The organism is Lachnoclostridium sp. An131, assembly GCF_002160825.1.
Classification (GTDB): Bacteria; Bacillota; Clostridia; order Lachnospirales; family Lachnospiraceae; genus Laedolimicola.
The window spans coordinates 1-13,280 of record NZ_NFLI01000005.1 but is presented as its reverse complement, the minus strand read 5'-3'; the positions used below and the strand labels follow the sequence as shown (position 1 = coordinate 13,280).

At 44.8% G+C, this 13,280-nt stretch carries 15 protein-coding genes and 2 pseudogenes; 15 read left to right on the top strand and 2 right to left on the bottom strand.

Annotated elements, in window-relative coordinates; genetic code table 11:
- Nucleotides 1-7 precede the first annotated feature (7 nt).
- From B5E77_RS05005 to B5E77_RS04955, 12 genes and pseudogenes are all read left to right on the top strand, one after another.
- A complete protein-coding gene (locus tag B5E77_RS05005; RefSeq protein ID WP_087164283.1) occupies nucleotides 8-220 on the top strand; it encodes a hypothetical protein in 213 nt (70 codons plus the stop codon).
- Complete coding sequence (locus B5E77_RS05000; protein WP_087164282.1) at nucleotides 217-1,113, top strand: hypothetical protein; 897 nt, start codon at nucleotides 217-219, stop codon at nucleotides 1,111-1,113. Before B5E77_RS05005 ends, B5E77_RS05000 begins: the two co-directional genes overlap by 4 nt.
- An 88-nt stretch (nucleotides 1,114-1,201) precedes the next feature.
- Nucleotides 1,202-1,414, top strand: coding sequence for a hypothetical protein (locus B5E77_RS04995; RefSeq protein ID WP_087164281.1), 213 nt, complete (start codon nucleotides 1,202-1,204; stop codon nucleotides 1,412-1,414).
- The gene (locus B5E77_RS04990) at nucleotides 1,401-1,910 is read left to right on the top strand and encodes a hypothetical protein (protein WP_087164280.1); all 510 of its coding nucleotides are present in this window, start codon (nucleotides 1,401-1,403) and stop codon (nucleotides 1,908-1,910) included. The genes B5E77_RS04995 and B5E77_RS04990 overlap by 14 nt, the downstream gene beginning before the upstream one ends.
- A complete protein-coding gene (locus tag B5E77_RS17395; RefSeq protein WP_275532752.1) occupies nucleotides 1,907-2,041 on the top strand; it encodes a hypothetical protein in 135 nt (44 codons plus the stop codon). The genes B5E77_RS04990 and B5E77_RS17395 overlap by 4 nt, the downstream gene beginning before the upstream one ends.
- A gap of 88 nt (nucleotides 2,042-2,129) precedes the next feature.
- A complete protein-coding gene (locus B5E77_RS04985; protein WP_242963619.1) occupies nucleotides 2,130-4,868 on the top strand; it encodes a hypothetical protein in 2,739 nt (912 codons plus the stop codon).
- 18 nt (nucleotides 4,869-4,886) lie between these two features.
- Entirely contained in the window at nucleotides 4,887-5,195 is a 309-nt protein-coding gene (locus B5E77_RS04980; protein ID WP_087164279.1) for a hypothetical protein, read from the top strand.
- An 821-nt stretch (nucleotides 5,196-6,016) separates the two neighbouring features.
- Nucleotides 6,017-6,229: pseudogene (locus B5E77_RS04975) on the top strand (23S rRNA (uracil-5-)-methyltransferase RumA); the annotation flags it as partial.
- A gap of 154 nt (nucleotides 6,230-6,383) precedes the next feature.
- The gene (locus tag B5E77_RS04970; protein WP_087164277.1) at nucleotides 6,384-6,599 is read left to right on the top strand and encodes an AbrB/MazE/SpoVT family DNA-binding domain-containing protein; all 216 of its coding nucleotides are present in this window, start codon (nucleotides 6,384-6,386) and stop codon (nucleotides 6,597-6,599) included.
- Nucleotides 6,600-7,319, top strand: a complete 720-nt coding sequence (locus B5E77_RS04965) for an ABC transporter ATP-binding protein (RefSeq protein WP_087164276.1) — start codon at nucleotides 6,600-6,602, stop codon at nucleotides 7,317-7,319.
- Nucleotides 7,316-7,969, top strand: coding sequence for an ABC-2 transporter permease (locus B5E77_RS04960; RefSeq protein ID WP_087164275.1), 654 nt, complete (start codon nucleotides 7,316-7,318; stop codon nucleotides 7,967-7,969). The genes B5E77_RS04965 and B5E77_RS04960 overlap by 4 nt, the downstream gene beginning before the upstream one ends.
- Nucleotides 7,944-8,339, top strand: a complete 396-nt coding sequence (locus B5E77_RS04955; RefSeq protein ID WP_087308378.1) for a class I SAM-dependent methyltransferase — start codon at nucleotides 7,944-7,946, stop codon at nucleotides 8,337-8,339. The genes B5E77_RS04960 and B5E77_RS04955 overlap by 26 nt, the downstream gene beginning before the upstream one ends.
- 799 nt (nucleotides 8,340-9,138) lie before the next feature.
- On the opposite strand, the gene B5E77_RS04945 is transcribed toward B5E77_RS04955, so the two are convergent.
- The gene (locus tag B5E77_RS04945; RefSeq protein ID WP_204248020.1) at nucleotides 9,139-9,891 is read right to left on the bottom strand and encodes a hypothetical protein; all 753 of its coding nucleotides are present in this window, start codon (nucleotides 9,889-9,891) and stop codon (nucleotides 9,139-9,141) included.
- Nucleotides 9,892-10,318: 427 nt separating this feature from the next.
- On the opposite strand from B5E77_RS04945, the gene B5E77_RS04940 reads away from it, so the two are divergent.
- The 3 genes and pseudogenes from B5E77_RS04940 to B5E77_RS17610 form a co-directional block, all read left to right on the top strand.
- The gene (locus tag B5E77_RS04940) at nucleotides 10,319-10,768 is read left to right on the top strand and encodes a MarR family winged helix-turn-helix transcriptional regulator (RefSeq protein ID WP_008980718.1); all 450 of its coding nucleotides are present in this window, start codon (nucleotides 10,319-10,321) and stop codon (nucleotides 10,766-10,768) included.
- Nucleotides 10,761-12,131 (top strand): MATE family efflux transporter, encoded by a 1,371-nt coding sequence (locus tag B5E77_RS04935; protein WP_087164273.1) that lies wholly within the window; start codon nucleotides 10,761-10,763, stop codon nucleotides 12,129-12,131. The genes B5E77_RS04940 and B5E77_RS04935 overlap by 8 nt, the downstream gene beginning before the upstream one ends.
- A gap of 102 nt (nucleotides 12,132-12,233) precedes the next feature.
- Nucleotides 12,234-12,407: pseudogene (locus B5E77_RS17610) on the top strand (sigma-70 family RNA polymerase sigma factor); the annotation flags it as partial.
- A 28-nt stretch (nucleotides 12,408-12,435) separates the two neighbouring features.
- On the opposite strand, the gene B5E77_RS04925 reads toward B5E77_RS17610, so the two are convergent.
- Entirely contained in the window at nucleotides 12,436-13,098 is a 663-nt protein-coding gene (locus B5E77_RS04925) for a sigma-70 family RNA polymerase sigma factor (protein WP_087164272.1), read from the bottom strand.
- Nucleotides 13,099-13,280 lie beyond the last annotated feature (182 nt).

Here is a 13,280-nt window from a genome sequence, read left to right as displayed (position 1 = left end):
AGACAGAATGAATTTAGAACAAAGAATAAGAAAGCTGGAAGATGCAGAGGAACAGAAAAAACGGAAATTTGTTGTCTTTCCTCGATTCTACAATGGACAGTATTATATCGGCGGAGAACTTATTGCGGACCTGGGAGCGTATATGCGCCAGTGTGGTGCGAAGGTGGCTATCGTTAATGATTTGCCGAGAATCAACGAAAAAGGAGAACATATTTTATGAACAGAATACTGGCAGGGATTGTGGTAGATGAAGAATTATATGAAAAGATCACTGCGCGGCGATATGACATTGCACCGGACTGGAAAAACGCGTCGTTTAAAGCGGTGGAAATAGCCGCTGATTCAAAGGATTATGCAAAGCATCCAGAATGGCAGAAGAAGTGTCGGGAAATTGTAGAGCAAGTAAAAGAGGAAATTAAGAAATATTATTCAGCCAAAGACGGCAGAAAGGAATACAAAACTATGAAACATCAGGATTTTACCGGATATGTGGATGATTTGAGAAAGATCCAGGGGGACATGGGCAATAAGGCTCAGAACCTTCGTGGGACTGTGGAGAAAGCGCGAAATGATTGGAAACGAGTAACAAATGATAAAAGCATCAGCGAGTTGGGTAGAGCTGAGTGGAAAGCTTCATATCTGCGAGCTGAGGAAGATTTTAAAACGGCCATTGCAGATTTGCATACCGAAATGAATGAGGCATTGGACAAGGTGCAGGAACAGCTTCAGGAGCATTTGGACGATTTCTACGGCCCTAACGGAAGCAGGATTGACGATACTACGATGAAACTGCTTGATGCTGGTTTCCCATTTAATGAAGCTGAGTTTGACCGCCTGATTTCCGGATATACGGACAATCCCACTATGCTCCGGATGCTCGCTCAGTATGCTGAAAATAATAATCTGCGTTCTGAATTGGTGTCAGTATTAGGACACTATGCTAACCAGCGCGGCCGGAAGGAGTTGGAATATTTCAAGAGCATCCGGGAATTGGCGGTCTTGGCTATTCGTGACAAAGGTGTGATTCCGTCATATCAGGCCAGATTTGATGAGATGGCAGAAAAGGCTATAGCAAGCCTCCAGGCTCTTCTGGTGCGTCCTAATGCAGATTAGGAGGACAGTATGATAGTTGTAGGGATTTTATTATTTGTGGTTGTGTGTGAGCTGGCGGCGATTTGTGAAAAGTTAGGAGAAATAGAGAATGAAAAGACAGATATCCGTGATTAAGGACTGTATATGTAAATGTGAGAAGGCATTGGAGATTTTGCCAGGTATAGCAAAACAGCAAAGAGAAATCATGCATTCTGGATTGGATGTTATGTGCGGAAGTATGGCTGAGGAGGAAAAGAGACTATCGGCAATACGAGATCAATATAAAATGATGAGGAGGAATGCTGAAAATGGCCAATATTAGTTTTGAGGATGGATTTGAGGTATTTACAATTAATAATGATCCAGAGCGGGTTATCCGTATTAATCCTAAAGACGGAAATATCTTGGCACGCTTTGAGAAAAGCATGAAAGAATTAAGAGAGGAAAGCGCTGGTATTTCAGGAATTGAGGTCAGAGCAGATGGAAGTCCGGTAGAAACGCAGGAGTTTTCCCTGGCAGAAAGCGTAAAGAGACTGCAGGAATTTAATGAATCCATCAATCAAAAGCTGAACTATATTTTCAACGCTGATGTAGCGGAGGCGGCATTTGGCAGACAGTCTCCTTTGTCTTTAGTTGGTAAGGACAATCGCTTTTTATTTGAAGTATTTTTAGAAGCAGCATTGGAGGCTGTAAAAGAAAAGCTGAATGAAGCAGCAAAAAGCATAGAGAAAAGAACTGAAAAATATACTGGAGCCTATAAAGAAGCGGCATTAAAGGGGAAGAAATACCCGTTCCTGGAGGGGCAAACAAGAGTATGAAGGATGAACTTATGCTTAAGGCCATTCGGGAAATATTAAAGCGGGGGAATACTGCGGAAGTTAAACAAAGGAAGGACGGAATAATAGTTCTTGAGGTAAACAAAAAAATTACATATCAAGACGATAAGTAAAATGGTACTTATTAAGGGCTGAGTGGAGCCGTTAGCTTGCTGAATGCAGGTTAGCGGCTCTTATTTTTGCAGATAGGAATATGACGGAATGATGAAATCTGATGGAAGTATCGTTATCGATACCAGAATTAATTCAGACGGCGTAGAAGCCGGAATAAACAATCTGAAAACTTCCATGACAAGAAAGGTCGGGGAGGTACAGAATTCTATATCTAAACTGGGTGGAACTGCAAAGAAAGTAGGTGCTGCGATAGCGGCAGTATTTGCGGTTAAACAGGTGGTGCAGTTTGGAAAAGAATGCCTGGAACTTGGATCGGATTTGCAGGAAGTGCAGAACGTTGTGGATGTTACATTTCCGGCGATGACCAAGCAGATTGAGGAGTTTGCAAGGAAAGCGGCGGATTCCTTTGGGTTGTCTGAAACAATGGCAAAGAGATACGTTGGTACATTTGGAAGTATGGCAAAATCCTTTGGATATTCAGAAGAAGCTGCCTATGATATGGCAACAGCTTTAACGGGCCTGACGGGAGATGTGGCATCTTTTTATAATTTATCGCAGGAAGAAGCTTACACCAAGTTAAAAAGCGTATTTACTGGGGAAACAGAAACTTTAAAGGACCTGGGCGTTGTTATGACGCAGGCTGCTCTGGATCAATATGCTTTGGCCAATGGAATCGGAAAAACTACAGATGAGATGACGGAGCAGGAGAAAGTGGCTCTGCGTTTTCGGTTTGTGCAGGATCAGCTTTCAGCAGCCAGCGGGGATTTTGCCAGAACATCAGATTCCTGGGCCAATCAGACGAGAATATTTGAGCTAAGGATCCAGTCACTGAAGGCTACAATAGGACAAGGCCTTATAAATTTGTTTACGCCTATTATTAAAGCTATCAATGTATTTCTTGAAAAACTCTCTGTGGCGACAACGGCTTTTAAAGATTTTACGGAATTGATTATGGGGAAAAAGTCTGCGGGAGCAAGTGTGCAAAAGCCTGCCGATGTGGGTATCCTCCAAAATACAGAGGAGCTTTCAAACGTTCAGGCGGGATATGAGGGAGCGGCAGAAGGCGCTGAGGAATTTGCAGATAGCGTAAAAAATGCAAATAAAGAGGTAAAAGGGGCTCTGGCTCCATTTGATGAGCTGAATGTGCTTCAGTTTGAGACTGAGGAAAACGCGAATGCTATAGCGGAGAGTGGTGGAGTTTCATCTGGCGTATTTCAGGAAGAAGGAAAGACGGAATCCCCGCTATTGAATAATGTCGCTGAAACTTTAGATGACATTAAAAATCGCCTTGTTGAAATAGGAGAAATCTTTAAGACAGGATTTTGGGAAGGAATGGGGAATTATAAGCCTGTTTTGGATGAACTGGCGCGGGATCTTCAAAGCATTGGGGCACATTTCAAAGACATTTTTACAGATGCCGATGTGCTGGCTTCTGCTAATCGGTTTGTTGATTCGTTTGCTGAAATGATGGGAAAGCTGACTGGTTCAATAGCCAGTATAGGGCTGACGATAGCGGCAAATCTTGTTGGAGGAATGGAAAGCTACCTGTCTAACAATGCTGAGCGTTTGAAAACATGGCTGTCCCGGATGTTTGATATTGGGGATGAAATTAACAATATACTTGGTAAGTTCTTTGCTGCTTTTGCAGATGTATTCAGTGTGTTTTCTTCCCAAACAGCTCAGGATATTACAGGCTCAATTATACAAATATTTATGGATGTCTTCGGAGGCATTGTTGAGCTGACAGCAAAGTATACCAGAGATATTTTAGCAGTGATTTTGACACCTTTTACAGAGAATGCAGACAGAATCAAGCTGATTATCAGCAATCTTCTCAGTTCTGTGAAAACAGTCATTGATAGCATTGCAGATACAGTAAGAAAGGTAGTGGATGGCTTTGTTCAGCTTTATGATGAACATATACATCCGTTATATGAATCTATAAAAAATGGGCTTACTGAAATCTTGGAAAAGCTGCTGGATGGTTATAATGAATATATCGTACCTGTGTTTGATAGGCTGGCCAATCAATTTAAAGAGGTCATGAACGGGCCGATTGGGGAAATGATTGACAAGGCATTAAGGTTCATCGGCAAGGTGGTTGATGCGATAAAATTATTGTGGGAAGAAGTCCTTCAGCCGTTTCTGTCATGGATAGCAGAAAAAGTATATCCCGTGGTGGCTCCGGTTTTAGAAACAATAGGCAATATATTTTTGGATGTTTTTGGTACTATAGCAGAGATTATCGGGACAGTGTTTGATATTTTAAGTGGGCTTATTGATTTTATTACAGGTGTTTTCACAGGAAACTGGGAAAAGGCGTGGACAGGAGTAAAAGATATTTTCTCAGGGATATGGGAAAGCATTGTTTCGGTTATAGAAGGAGCGGTAAATATAATCGAGGATATTGTTGAAGGAATAAAGAAAACGATAGATTCCATTTTTGGAACAAAGTTCAGCACCTCATCACAGCAAAGAAATATCAGCAATGTATATTCCGTATCCTATCCACCTGCTGCTTACTCTGCCGTGACATACAGCATACCGCGCCTTGCAACCGGAACCGTAGTTCCTCCACGTGCCGGAGAATTTGCGGCAATCCTGGGTGACAATAACCGGGAAACAGAGATTGTTTCGCCGCTGTCTACAATGAAGCAGGCGTTGAAAGAAGCCCTTCTGGAAGCTGGAATGACAGGAAACAGCGGTTCTTCTGGTGACGTATATCTTCAGATTGACGGAAAGACATTTGCACGATTGGCATTGCCTTATATGCAGTCAGAAGAAAAGCGAGTGGGCGTCCGGCTTGTGACGGGAGGCACAACATAGAAACAGGAGGGATATAATATGAGTACCAGAAGTCTAAAGTTGCTTGATTATGGCATTACCAAAGAGGAAGCAGATAGATTGATAGAGCTGGCAGGCGATCCGGATAACGCAGCCTTGGTGAGGCTTTCCGCAGAAGAAAGCAATCCTGGCCTGTCTGATGCGTTATTTACCTCTCTCACAACAGGATACGGATACAGAGGGATGATGAAGAAAGGCAGATATATTCCGATAAAAGAAGATGATTTCTATGCTTACCGTCGCAGGGCATTGTATATCTTTAAACTGTTGCTGAAGGGCCGGGAAGCAGAAAGAACTGCAGGAGTGTAAAAATCCAATAATATGATTGAGAAGTCCGAACAGATGTGCTATACTGGCAATACGGAAAGTCAGAGCGCATAAAGGCGGCCTACCCTCCCATTTTCGGAGGGGCTAACCCTCCAGACGAAAGAAAGGAGGGCAAGCCAATGTATGTTACATATCAGGACTTGGTTCAGATTGGAATATTCATTGTAGCCCTTGTAAGTCTGCTTTATCAGATATTCAAGGGAAGAAAATAGCCGCCCACTACTCGCAATAGTGAACGGCTGTGTAAAACAGTTGTCGTAATTATTTGAGGGTAGGCCGTGTGTCTCTGGCTTTCCCTTTTCTATTATCAATATAGCACATCTGGCGGTGGGGTGCAAGGGGGATTCCTCGATTTTTAGAAGTGGACGGCTCAACTTTGAGCACTCGGCCTTTGCATCTGCGCCTTACCTGATGAAAGAATTTCGTCACCTGACCTTCCAATCCTTCTAATATTGGACTGTCAGCCGGTTCAGCATGTAAGACGAATGGCCGGGAGTAGCTGCCAACTGGGTGACACATTGTAAGAGGAGTAGACGCTGTCAACCATTTGTCAACCGTGGATAGGATAATATATAGGAATCTGAGTGAAAATATGATATAATTTCTGCATATAAACCACAGGAAAGCCTTTATTTCTTGTATTCTGTGTGATTACCAAGGAAAAGTAGATATGTCTACAAAAATTCATCCTGGAAACGGGGCATGTGGAGACGGTTGTCTTGCTTTCCAAGGGAGAAATCGACTCGAAGAAGGTTCGTGTAGAGTTCTCTCTGGAAGATATGGATATGTCCGGGTTCCAGAAAGGTGCGACTTATGAGCAAATTAAGACGTATGTGCTGGAGCATACCGGTCTGAAGGTATCTTCCCTATACATCTCCCAGGTCAAGCGGAAATGCGGGCTGGATGTGGGGCAGAACTATAACCTGTCAAAGAAAGAAAACGGCAAAGTGCCAAAATGTCCGCCGGAAAAGGAAGCGGCGATTATGGATGCGCTAAAGCATTTTGGGATGATTTGAGAATATGAATATTATGACAGAGAGGGTGAAGACGCTTTGTGAGGTGTCTTCGCCCTCTCTGTCATGTGGAGAAAACGCTATGTTGCCTGTTGACACTGCCATGACTGTAAAGTATAATTTGTTATACAAATCATACTTTTGAGGAGGAAATATAATGGGTAAGCCAAAAGGAAAATACGCCTGGACGGCCACAGTGGGAGAAAAGGGGCAGATTGTGATACCGAAACAGGCACGAGAAGTATTTGATATTCATCCGGGAGATACACTGGTGCTTCTGGGGGATGAAAAACGGGGGATTGCCATCCCTCCAAAAACCATGTTTTCACAATTTGCCACAGCCGTATTTGAAACGGAACAGGAGGTAGATTAGATGCCTCTGTGTGAGATCAATAATCTGAGAAAAACCTATCCTTCTTTTACCCTGTCTGACCTGTCTTTTCAGTTGAATGCTGGACGGATTGTGGGATTCATTGGCCGAAATGGAGCCGGTAAGACCACAACCATCAAATCTATGCTGGGCCTTGTCCATCCGGATGGCGGCGAGATTCGTTACTTCGGGCTGCCATTTGCCCGGCACGAGAAGCAGATCAAGCAGCAGATCGGGTATTCTACGGGAGCAGTCAACTACTATCCAAAGAGAAAAATAAAAGACATCGTTGCTGTTACAAGGATGTTCTTTGACACATGGAACGAAGAAACCTATCGGGAATATCTCTCCTTGTTTGCGCTGGACGAGAACAAGATGCCCGCTGAGCTCTCCGAAGGGATGCGGGTGAAGTTTAATCTGCTGCTGGCGCTATCTCATAAATCGGAGATTCTCATTTTGGATGAGCCAACCAGCGGCCTTGACCCTTTCTCCCGTGATGAGTTGCTTGACATATTTGAAGAATTAAAAAAGCGGGGCGTTTCTATCCTGTTTTCCACCCATATTACCTCGGATATTGAGAAATGTGCTGACGATATTCTGTATATTCGGGATGGAAAACTTGTAGCCAACTACCCAAAAGAGGATTTTCGGAAAAACTGCTGTGAAGCAGGCGAAACCATAGAGCAAGCGATTTTGCGAATGGAAAGGGGTGCCAGCGTATGATACGACTGTTGAAGAAAGAAATGAAGCTGGCAGCTTCGCCGCTTTCCTATCTTTTTATTATCTTTGGCTTGATGGCGTTTGTTCCTGGTTATCCCATCCTGGTCAGCGCCTTTTTCCTATGCCTCGGCCTGTTCCAGTCTTTCCAGGCGGCGAGAGAAGCAAACGATATCACTTATACGGCGCTCCTGCCAGTGGCCAAGGCAGATGTGGTCAGAGCGAAATACCTCTTTTGCGGATTTGTCCAACTTTGCTATTTTGCGCTGACTGCCGCTGTCACTCTGATTCGTATGACTGTACTATCTGAAGCGGCGGTTTACAGGAGCAATCCGCTGATGAATGCCAATCTAGTTTACCTTGGCTTCGTGCTGCTGATTCTGGGGCTGTTCAACGGGATTTTTGTTGGAGGCTTTTTCAAAACCGCCTATCGACTGGCAAAGCCCTTTGTTATCTTTATTGTTGCGGCCTTTTTGGTTGTAGGAATTGCAGAGACGCTGTTTCATATTCCAGGGATGGAGGCTCTGAATGCGTTCGGATTTGCATATATTGACTTGCAGATATGCGTTCTTTTGCTTGGAGCGAGTTTGTATGCCGCACTTACCTTGATGTCCATGCAGAGGGCAATGCGTGATTTTGAAAGGATTAACCTGTGACAATATGGATCATGTAAATAAAACTTTATATATTCCGCTGTACGGCAAGGCAAAGGTCAGCCAAATGGGGATTATTCTTGAGGATAGGACTGCTGAAAAGATATGGGCGGAAAATGCGGTACAGTTGGGAAGAAAATCAAAGTCAAAATGGCTGGCTTACTTTATGGCAATGCGGGCAAGGGTTTTTGACGAATGGGTCAGAAAGCTGATTGCAATGGATTCCGAGGTTCTCGTATTGCATATTGAGTGCGGCCTGGACAGCCGTGTACATCGTGTCGGGGCATCTGGTGTGCTCTGGTATGATCTGGATTTTCCGGAGGTCATCGCCCGGCGAAGAAGGTATTACAGAAAATGTTGCAGTGAATATTAAGAAGTGATATCTGCAACAAAGAAAAACCGCTGCAATTTCATCCCCATGCAGGATGAAGTTGCAGCGGTTTTGTATTTTCTGAGCAAGGGCGTCAAACTGCATTTTTACAGTTTGGGTACCATTTGCGAGGAAAATATGCGGGTGTCCAGAGGGGCGCAGCTCCTTTGGCTCTGGGTTTCCAATAGGGGCGAGAGCATCCCTGTTGGCACACGACTTTCCACGGAAAGTCTAGTGTGTTATACCTTTTGCTCCCGCTGGCGCTGGAAAGGGGCTGCGTTTGTGGCCGCACAGACACTTTCCAGTGACAGCAGGACAGGCGGATTTTGCCGAATTGAATACGCAAAAGCTGAATGAAGCATGAGCGAAATCTGCCTGTCCGTATGTAGGCGGTGAGAGGAAATCCGAAGTGAAGCGCAGGATTTTCTCGTGCCGCCGGAGGGAGCAAAAGGGATATATAATCTGCTCACTAAAACATAGCTTTGCAATAACAACCAAATCTCTCGGCACAAAAAGGCCGCCATCTCAACACCCAAAAATTGAGATGGCGGCTGACCATGTGTATATCCCGGATTATCGGCTGCCGTGCAATCAGCAGATCTGTACCGGTAAGAAAGGCGGGAGAGATGGGCGGAATCTTCCCTCTCGGTAGATTATCCAGCTGATTTTCGTAGCCAAGATGTCATCCCACCGGCTGTCTGCATCATAGCGTCCACCGAAATAGCTCCGTGGGTCATAGCCGTAGGTGAAGGAGTCGCCATACATAGCAGATGACATTCATCGCTCATTCCCTCTCTTTGCATTACTCAAACCGCCGGTAATAGTCTTCCAGCTTCTCATCGCAGATCCGCTCAATCTCCTGCTTTTCCTCCCGGGTCAGCTTCTTCCAGACGGACTCGTCCACCTGGATCACGCCCAGGGTCTTGGTGTGATGGAGCATCTGCATATCCTCAAACCGCTTGAAAGGGTTGGACAGGATATTCCGCTGAGCCTGGGCATCGGTGTAGCTGCCCTTGGCGTAGATGCTGTTGGCCTTCTCCACCACCAGACCAGCAGCCCGACGGGCCTCGTAGAACTCCCGGAAGTAGGTGACAATGTCGCTGAGTTTTACCCGGCCCTTGTCATCGGCAAACAGCAGCACCGCCTTGAGGAGTACCGGTTTGTAGGAGTAGCTCATATCCATCTGCCGCACCATATCCAAAAACAAATCCTTGCGGTTGGAGTCGTCGATCAGCGTCCAGCCGTACTGTTCCGCATACTTCTGTAAAGTTTCCTCCTTGAAATACTTGAAGGTCCGGTGCTCACTCATGGGCACCACCAGATCGGGCACCAGCATTCCGTCCCGGACATACCGCTCGATGGTCTCTGTCTGCACATCCACCCGGCGGACAAACTCCATCTGGGAGATCATTCCGGCGGCTTCTTCCTGCCAGTTGAAGATGTCCACCAGCTCGTAGTCCAGGGCATCCACCGGCCAGTCGATGAGGGCATTGGGGCGCTCGCCTTTGTCATAAAGCCCCTGTTCAGTGGTTTTCTGCTGTTTTGTGCCCAGCACCAGTGCTCATGTACGGTAAAGAAGCAAGAAATCGAAAATAAGAGATAGACCGCCAGCACCACACTATTCCGAACAAAAGAATCAAAGAGCAAGACCAAAAGAAAAGCATTATGGAAATGTGCATAACAGGCTATTCCGTCATGGATAACTCTGTTCACAGAACATGGAAAAGCTAAAGTGCAGCTTTCCCACATTCTGCAAACAGAGTTACCCACAACTCCATAAGCCAGCCAGTTATACACATTCCCACAATGCCGACTACTGCGGAATCCCTCTCATACTTATCTGCAAAAACATGATAAGGATTCAATACCTTAATTTGGAAATATTTGTTGACCGAAAAAGTATTGATATTTGCACTTTCAAAAAATACTTGCGTGCGCAAGCATATTGATCTATAATGCTTTCTGATTGGAGGTATATATCTATGCAACTATTAAAATGGCTTTCCGTAACAGACCGATTTTACAAAATCTATTTGGACAAACAGCTTGCCCCCTATGGAATCAACAACAGTCAATATATGTTCTTAATCAAAATCTGTCGTTCGCCCGGTATTCTACAAGATTCTTTGTTGAATATGTTCTATGTTCATCCAAGCAATATTGTACGGACGGTTGCGACATTGGAAAAGCAGGGAATGATTACACGCTCTCCCAATGATAAGGATAAGCGGACATGTAAATTGTATCCTACAGAAAGAGCATTGTCTATTATTGACGAGATACAGACGATATGCGAAAAGACAGAAGCTCTTTTATTGCAGGGCATGAGCGAATCCGATCAGAATCTTTTTATGGATTTCTTAATACAGGCGGGCAAAAATATCACATCGGAACTCCATATAGAGAGAAAGGGGGAGGAGTTCAATGACTGAAAATCCGCTAGGCTATGAAAAAATTTCAAAGCTGTTGAAAAATTTTGCTGTTCCCAGTATTGTGGCGTCTCTTGTCGGCTCAATCTACAATATTGTGGATCAGATTTTTATTGGTCAAGGGGTCGGTTATTTGGGAAATGCAGCAACCAATGTTGCCTACCCGTTTTCTACCATCTGCCTTGCCATTGCACTACTGGTCGGAATTGGCAGTGCTTCCCGTGTTTCCCTCTGTCTTGGACGCAAAGAGCCGAAAGCTGCCGCCAAAGCAGCGGGAAATGGTATTGTTCTGATGGGAATTTTCGGAATTATTTATTTGCTGGTTGGAGAAACTTTTCTGTCTTTGCTCCTAAAGGCATTTGGGGCAACGACAGATGTATTTCCATATGCAAAGCAGTATGCCAGCATAACATTGATTGGAATGCCGTTTCTCATTGTAACGAATGGTATGAGCAATTTGATTCGAGCAGATGGAAAACCAAAGTATTCAATGGTCTGCATGGTTGCGGGAGCTATTATCAATACCATTCTTGACCCCATTTTTATTTTTGTTTGCGATTGGGGAATTGCCGGCGGAGCTTGGGCAACGGTTATTGGGCAAATTTTTTCTTTCATACTCGCACTCCGTTATCTATGGCGTTTCCAAACAATCCATTTTGAAAAAGAGTCGTTTTTATTGGACATTAAAGAAAGCCTGAAAATTTGCAGCATGGGGATAAGCAGCAGCTCAAATCAGATTGCAGTTACCGTGATTCAAATCATTCAGTACAATTCGTTGACTTATTACGGCGCATTAACAAAATATGGAACGGATATTCCCTTGGCAGCTTGCGGAATTGTTATGAAAACAAATGCCATAATCCTTGCGATTGTTGTAGGAATCTCGCAAGGGACACAGCCGATTATCGGTTTCAACTATGGAGCAAGGCAATATCATCGGGTACGGGAGGCTTACCTGCTTGCAGTAAAGTGGAATCTCGTTGTTTCCATTATTGCTTTTATCGCATTTCAATTTTTCCCGCAATCTATCATTTCACTATTCGGAGACGGGGACGAGCTGTATTTTGAATTTGCTGTTTTGTTCATGCGTACCTATCTTTTCATGGTGTTGGTAAATGGTGTGCAGTTGCTTTCTTCCAGCTTTTTTACCGCAATAGGAAAAGCGTTAAAAGGTGCTCTGTTGGCATTAACAAGGCAGACCTTTTTCTTGATTCCGCTTACCCTGCTGCTCCCGCTCCGTTTCGGAATTATGGGAGTATTGCTAGCGGGGCCTGTTGCTGATTTTTCAGCGTTTGTGCTATCTATTGTGTTAGTGGGAACAGAATTAAGAAAGCAAAAAAATGCAACACATATTAGTCCACAGTAAAATGAACGGGCTACGTCCGCTATTGACAGCCCCGCCTGTCTTTGCTTTTAGGCAATATCAACCAGTCACAATGCTCTTTGTGGGAGAAAGGAGGAGTTTTCTATGGCTTACACAAAAGCATACAAGGAACACATCATGTATACTTTTAACGGCTTTTGCAAAGTCGTGATACGCTATGCGGCTATCAACGCATGGCGGGAACGGAGCAGGCGGCGGCAAAGGGAAATATCCTTTGAATACCTCACAGAAGAAAAATTTTACCCATTCAGTACATCAGCACCTTGTCCCGCCACAGCGTCACGCCCTAAAACCACCACGGCAGCTCCAGCCAGAGATTGTCCATGGCTTCTTCCTCCAGCTTCTTTGCCCGGCTCTCCCGGAGACTGAAATGGATTGCCGTCCCAATCAGCGTATGCTCTGTATCGTCTGTAAAGCCATAGCGATACAGAAGATATGTCTGCTCCCGCTCAGATAGCTTTTCCAATCCCTCATATAGCTCCCGCATTGTCTCCCAGTCAAGATAAATCTGCTCCGGGGATTTGGCTGTGGGATTGGCAATGGCTTCAATCCGCAGCATCCGTTCATCGTCAGGCAGGATTTCATCCAGCAGGACTTTCTGAAGTCCCGGCCCGTTTTTCTTGTCGGTCATTCGCTGTTCATACTGTGCAAAGGCAGAGCGCACCAGGTCAGTCATGGTGTTTTTGATGGAGGGCGCAGCATAGGTCAGAAACTTAATGCCCTTGCTGCTGTCAAAGCGTGAGATGGCATCCAGCAGGCCGATGCAGCCCTCCTGCGTCAGATCATCCATCTCAATTCCAAGGTCACTTTCTCCCAGATTCATGCTCTGATAGAGTTCAGCGGCAGTCTGCCGAATAAATCCATAATTCTTTTCCAGAAGAAGGCTGCGGGCATTTTCGTCCCCTTTTTGAGCCTGAGCGCAAAGCCGCTCATTGCTCCGGGTCTTCATTCTTGTTCTCCTGTTTTGCCCCCTGTGCTATACCATATATCGTAACCGCCAAATAATACCGCGGTAAAATTTAAAATTACCCCAGCCCTTTGCGAGTTGGAGTAATTCACTATAATTCACATGCGATTTTTGATAGATTGGAGTTTTTCACTCCAAGGTGCCAGCTCTGCCAGCTGTTCATC

What these genes read in the sequence shown, in the direction of transcription:
- B5E77_RS05005 (WP_087164283.1), top strand. Translation starts at nt 8, where the DNA reads ATGAATTTAGAACAAAGAATAAGAAAGCTGGAAGATGCAGAGGAACAG.
- B5E77_RS04995 (WP_087164281.1), top strand. Translation starts at nt 1,202, where the DNA reads ATGAAAAGACAGATATCCGTGATTAAGGACTGTATATGTAAATGTGAG.
- B5E77_RS04935 (WP_087164273.1), top strand. Translation starts at nt 10,761, where the DNA reads ATGACTGAAAATCCGCTAGGCTATGAAAAAATTTCAAAGCTGTTGAAA.
- B5E77_RS04985 (WP_242963619.1), top strand. Translation starts at nt 2,130, where the DNA reads ATGATGAAATCTGATGGAAGTATCGTTATCGATACCAGAATTAATTCA.
- B5E77_RS04940 (WP_008980718.1), top strand. Translation starts at nt 10,319, where the DNA reads ATGCAACTATTAAAATGGCTTTCCGTAACAGACCGATTTTACAAAATC.
- B5E77_RS05000 (WP_087164282.1), top strand. Translation starts at nt 217, where the DNA reads ATGAACAGAATACTGGCAGGGATTGTGGTAGATGAAGAATTATATGAA.
- B5E77_RS17395 (WP_275532752.1), top strand. Translation starts at nt 1,907, where the DNA reads ATGAAGGATGAACTTATGCTTAAGGCCATTCGGGAAATATTAAAGCGG.
- B5E77_RS04965 (WP_087164276.1), top strand. Translation starts at nt 6,600, where the DNA reads ATGCCTCTGTGTGAGATCAATAATCTGAGAAAAACCTATCCTTCTTTT.
- B5E77_RS04990 (WP_087164280.1), top strand. Translation starts at nt 1,401, where the DNA reads ATGGCCAATATTAGTTTTGAGGATGGATTTGAGGTATTTACAATTAAT.
- B5E77_RS04980 (WP_087164279.1), top strand. Translation starts at nt 4,887, where the DNA reads ATGAGTACCAGAAGTCTAAAGTTGCTTGATTATGGCATTACCAAAGAG.
- B5E77_RS04925 (WP_087164272.1), bottom strand. Translation starts at nt 13,098, where the DNA reads ATGAAGACCCGGAGCAATGAGCGGCTTTGCGCTCAGGCTCAAAAAGGG.
- B5E77_RS04960 (WP_087164275.1), top strand. Translation starts at nt 7,316, where the DNA reads ATGATACGACTGTTGAAGAAAGAAATGAAGCTGGCAGCTTCGCCGCTT.
- B5E77_RS04970 (WP_087164277.1), top strand. Translation starts at nt 6,384, where the DNA reads ATGGGTAAGCCAAAAGGAAAATACGCCTGGACGGCCACAGTGGGAGAA.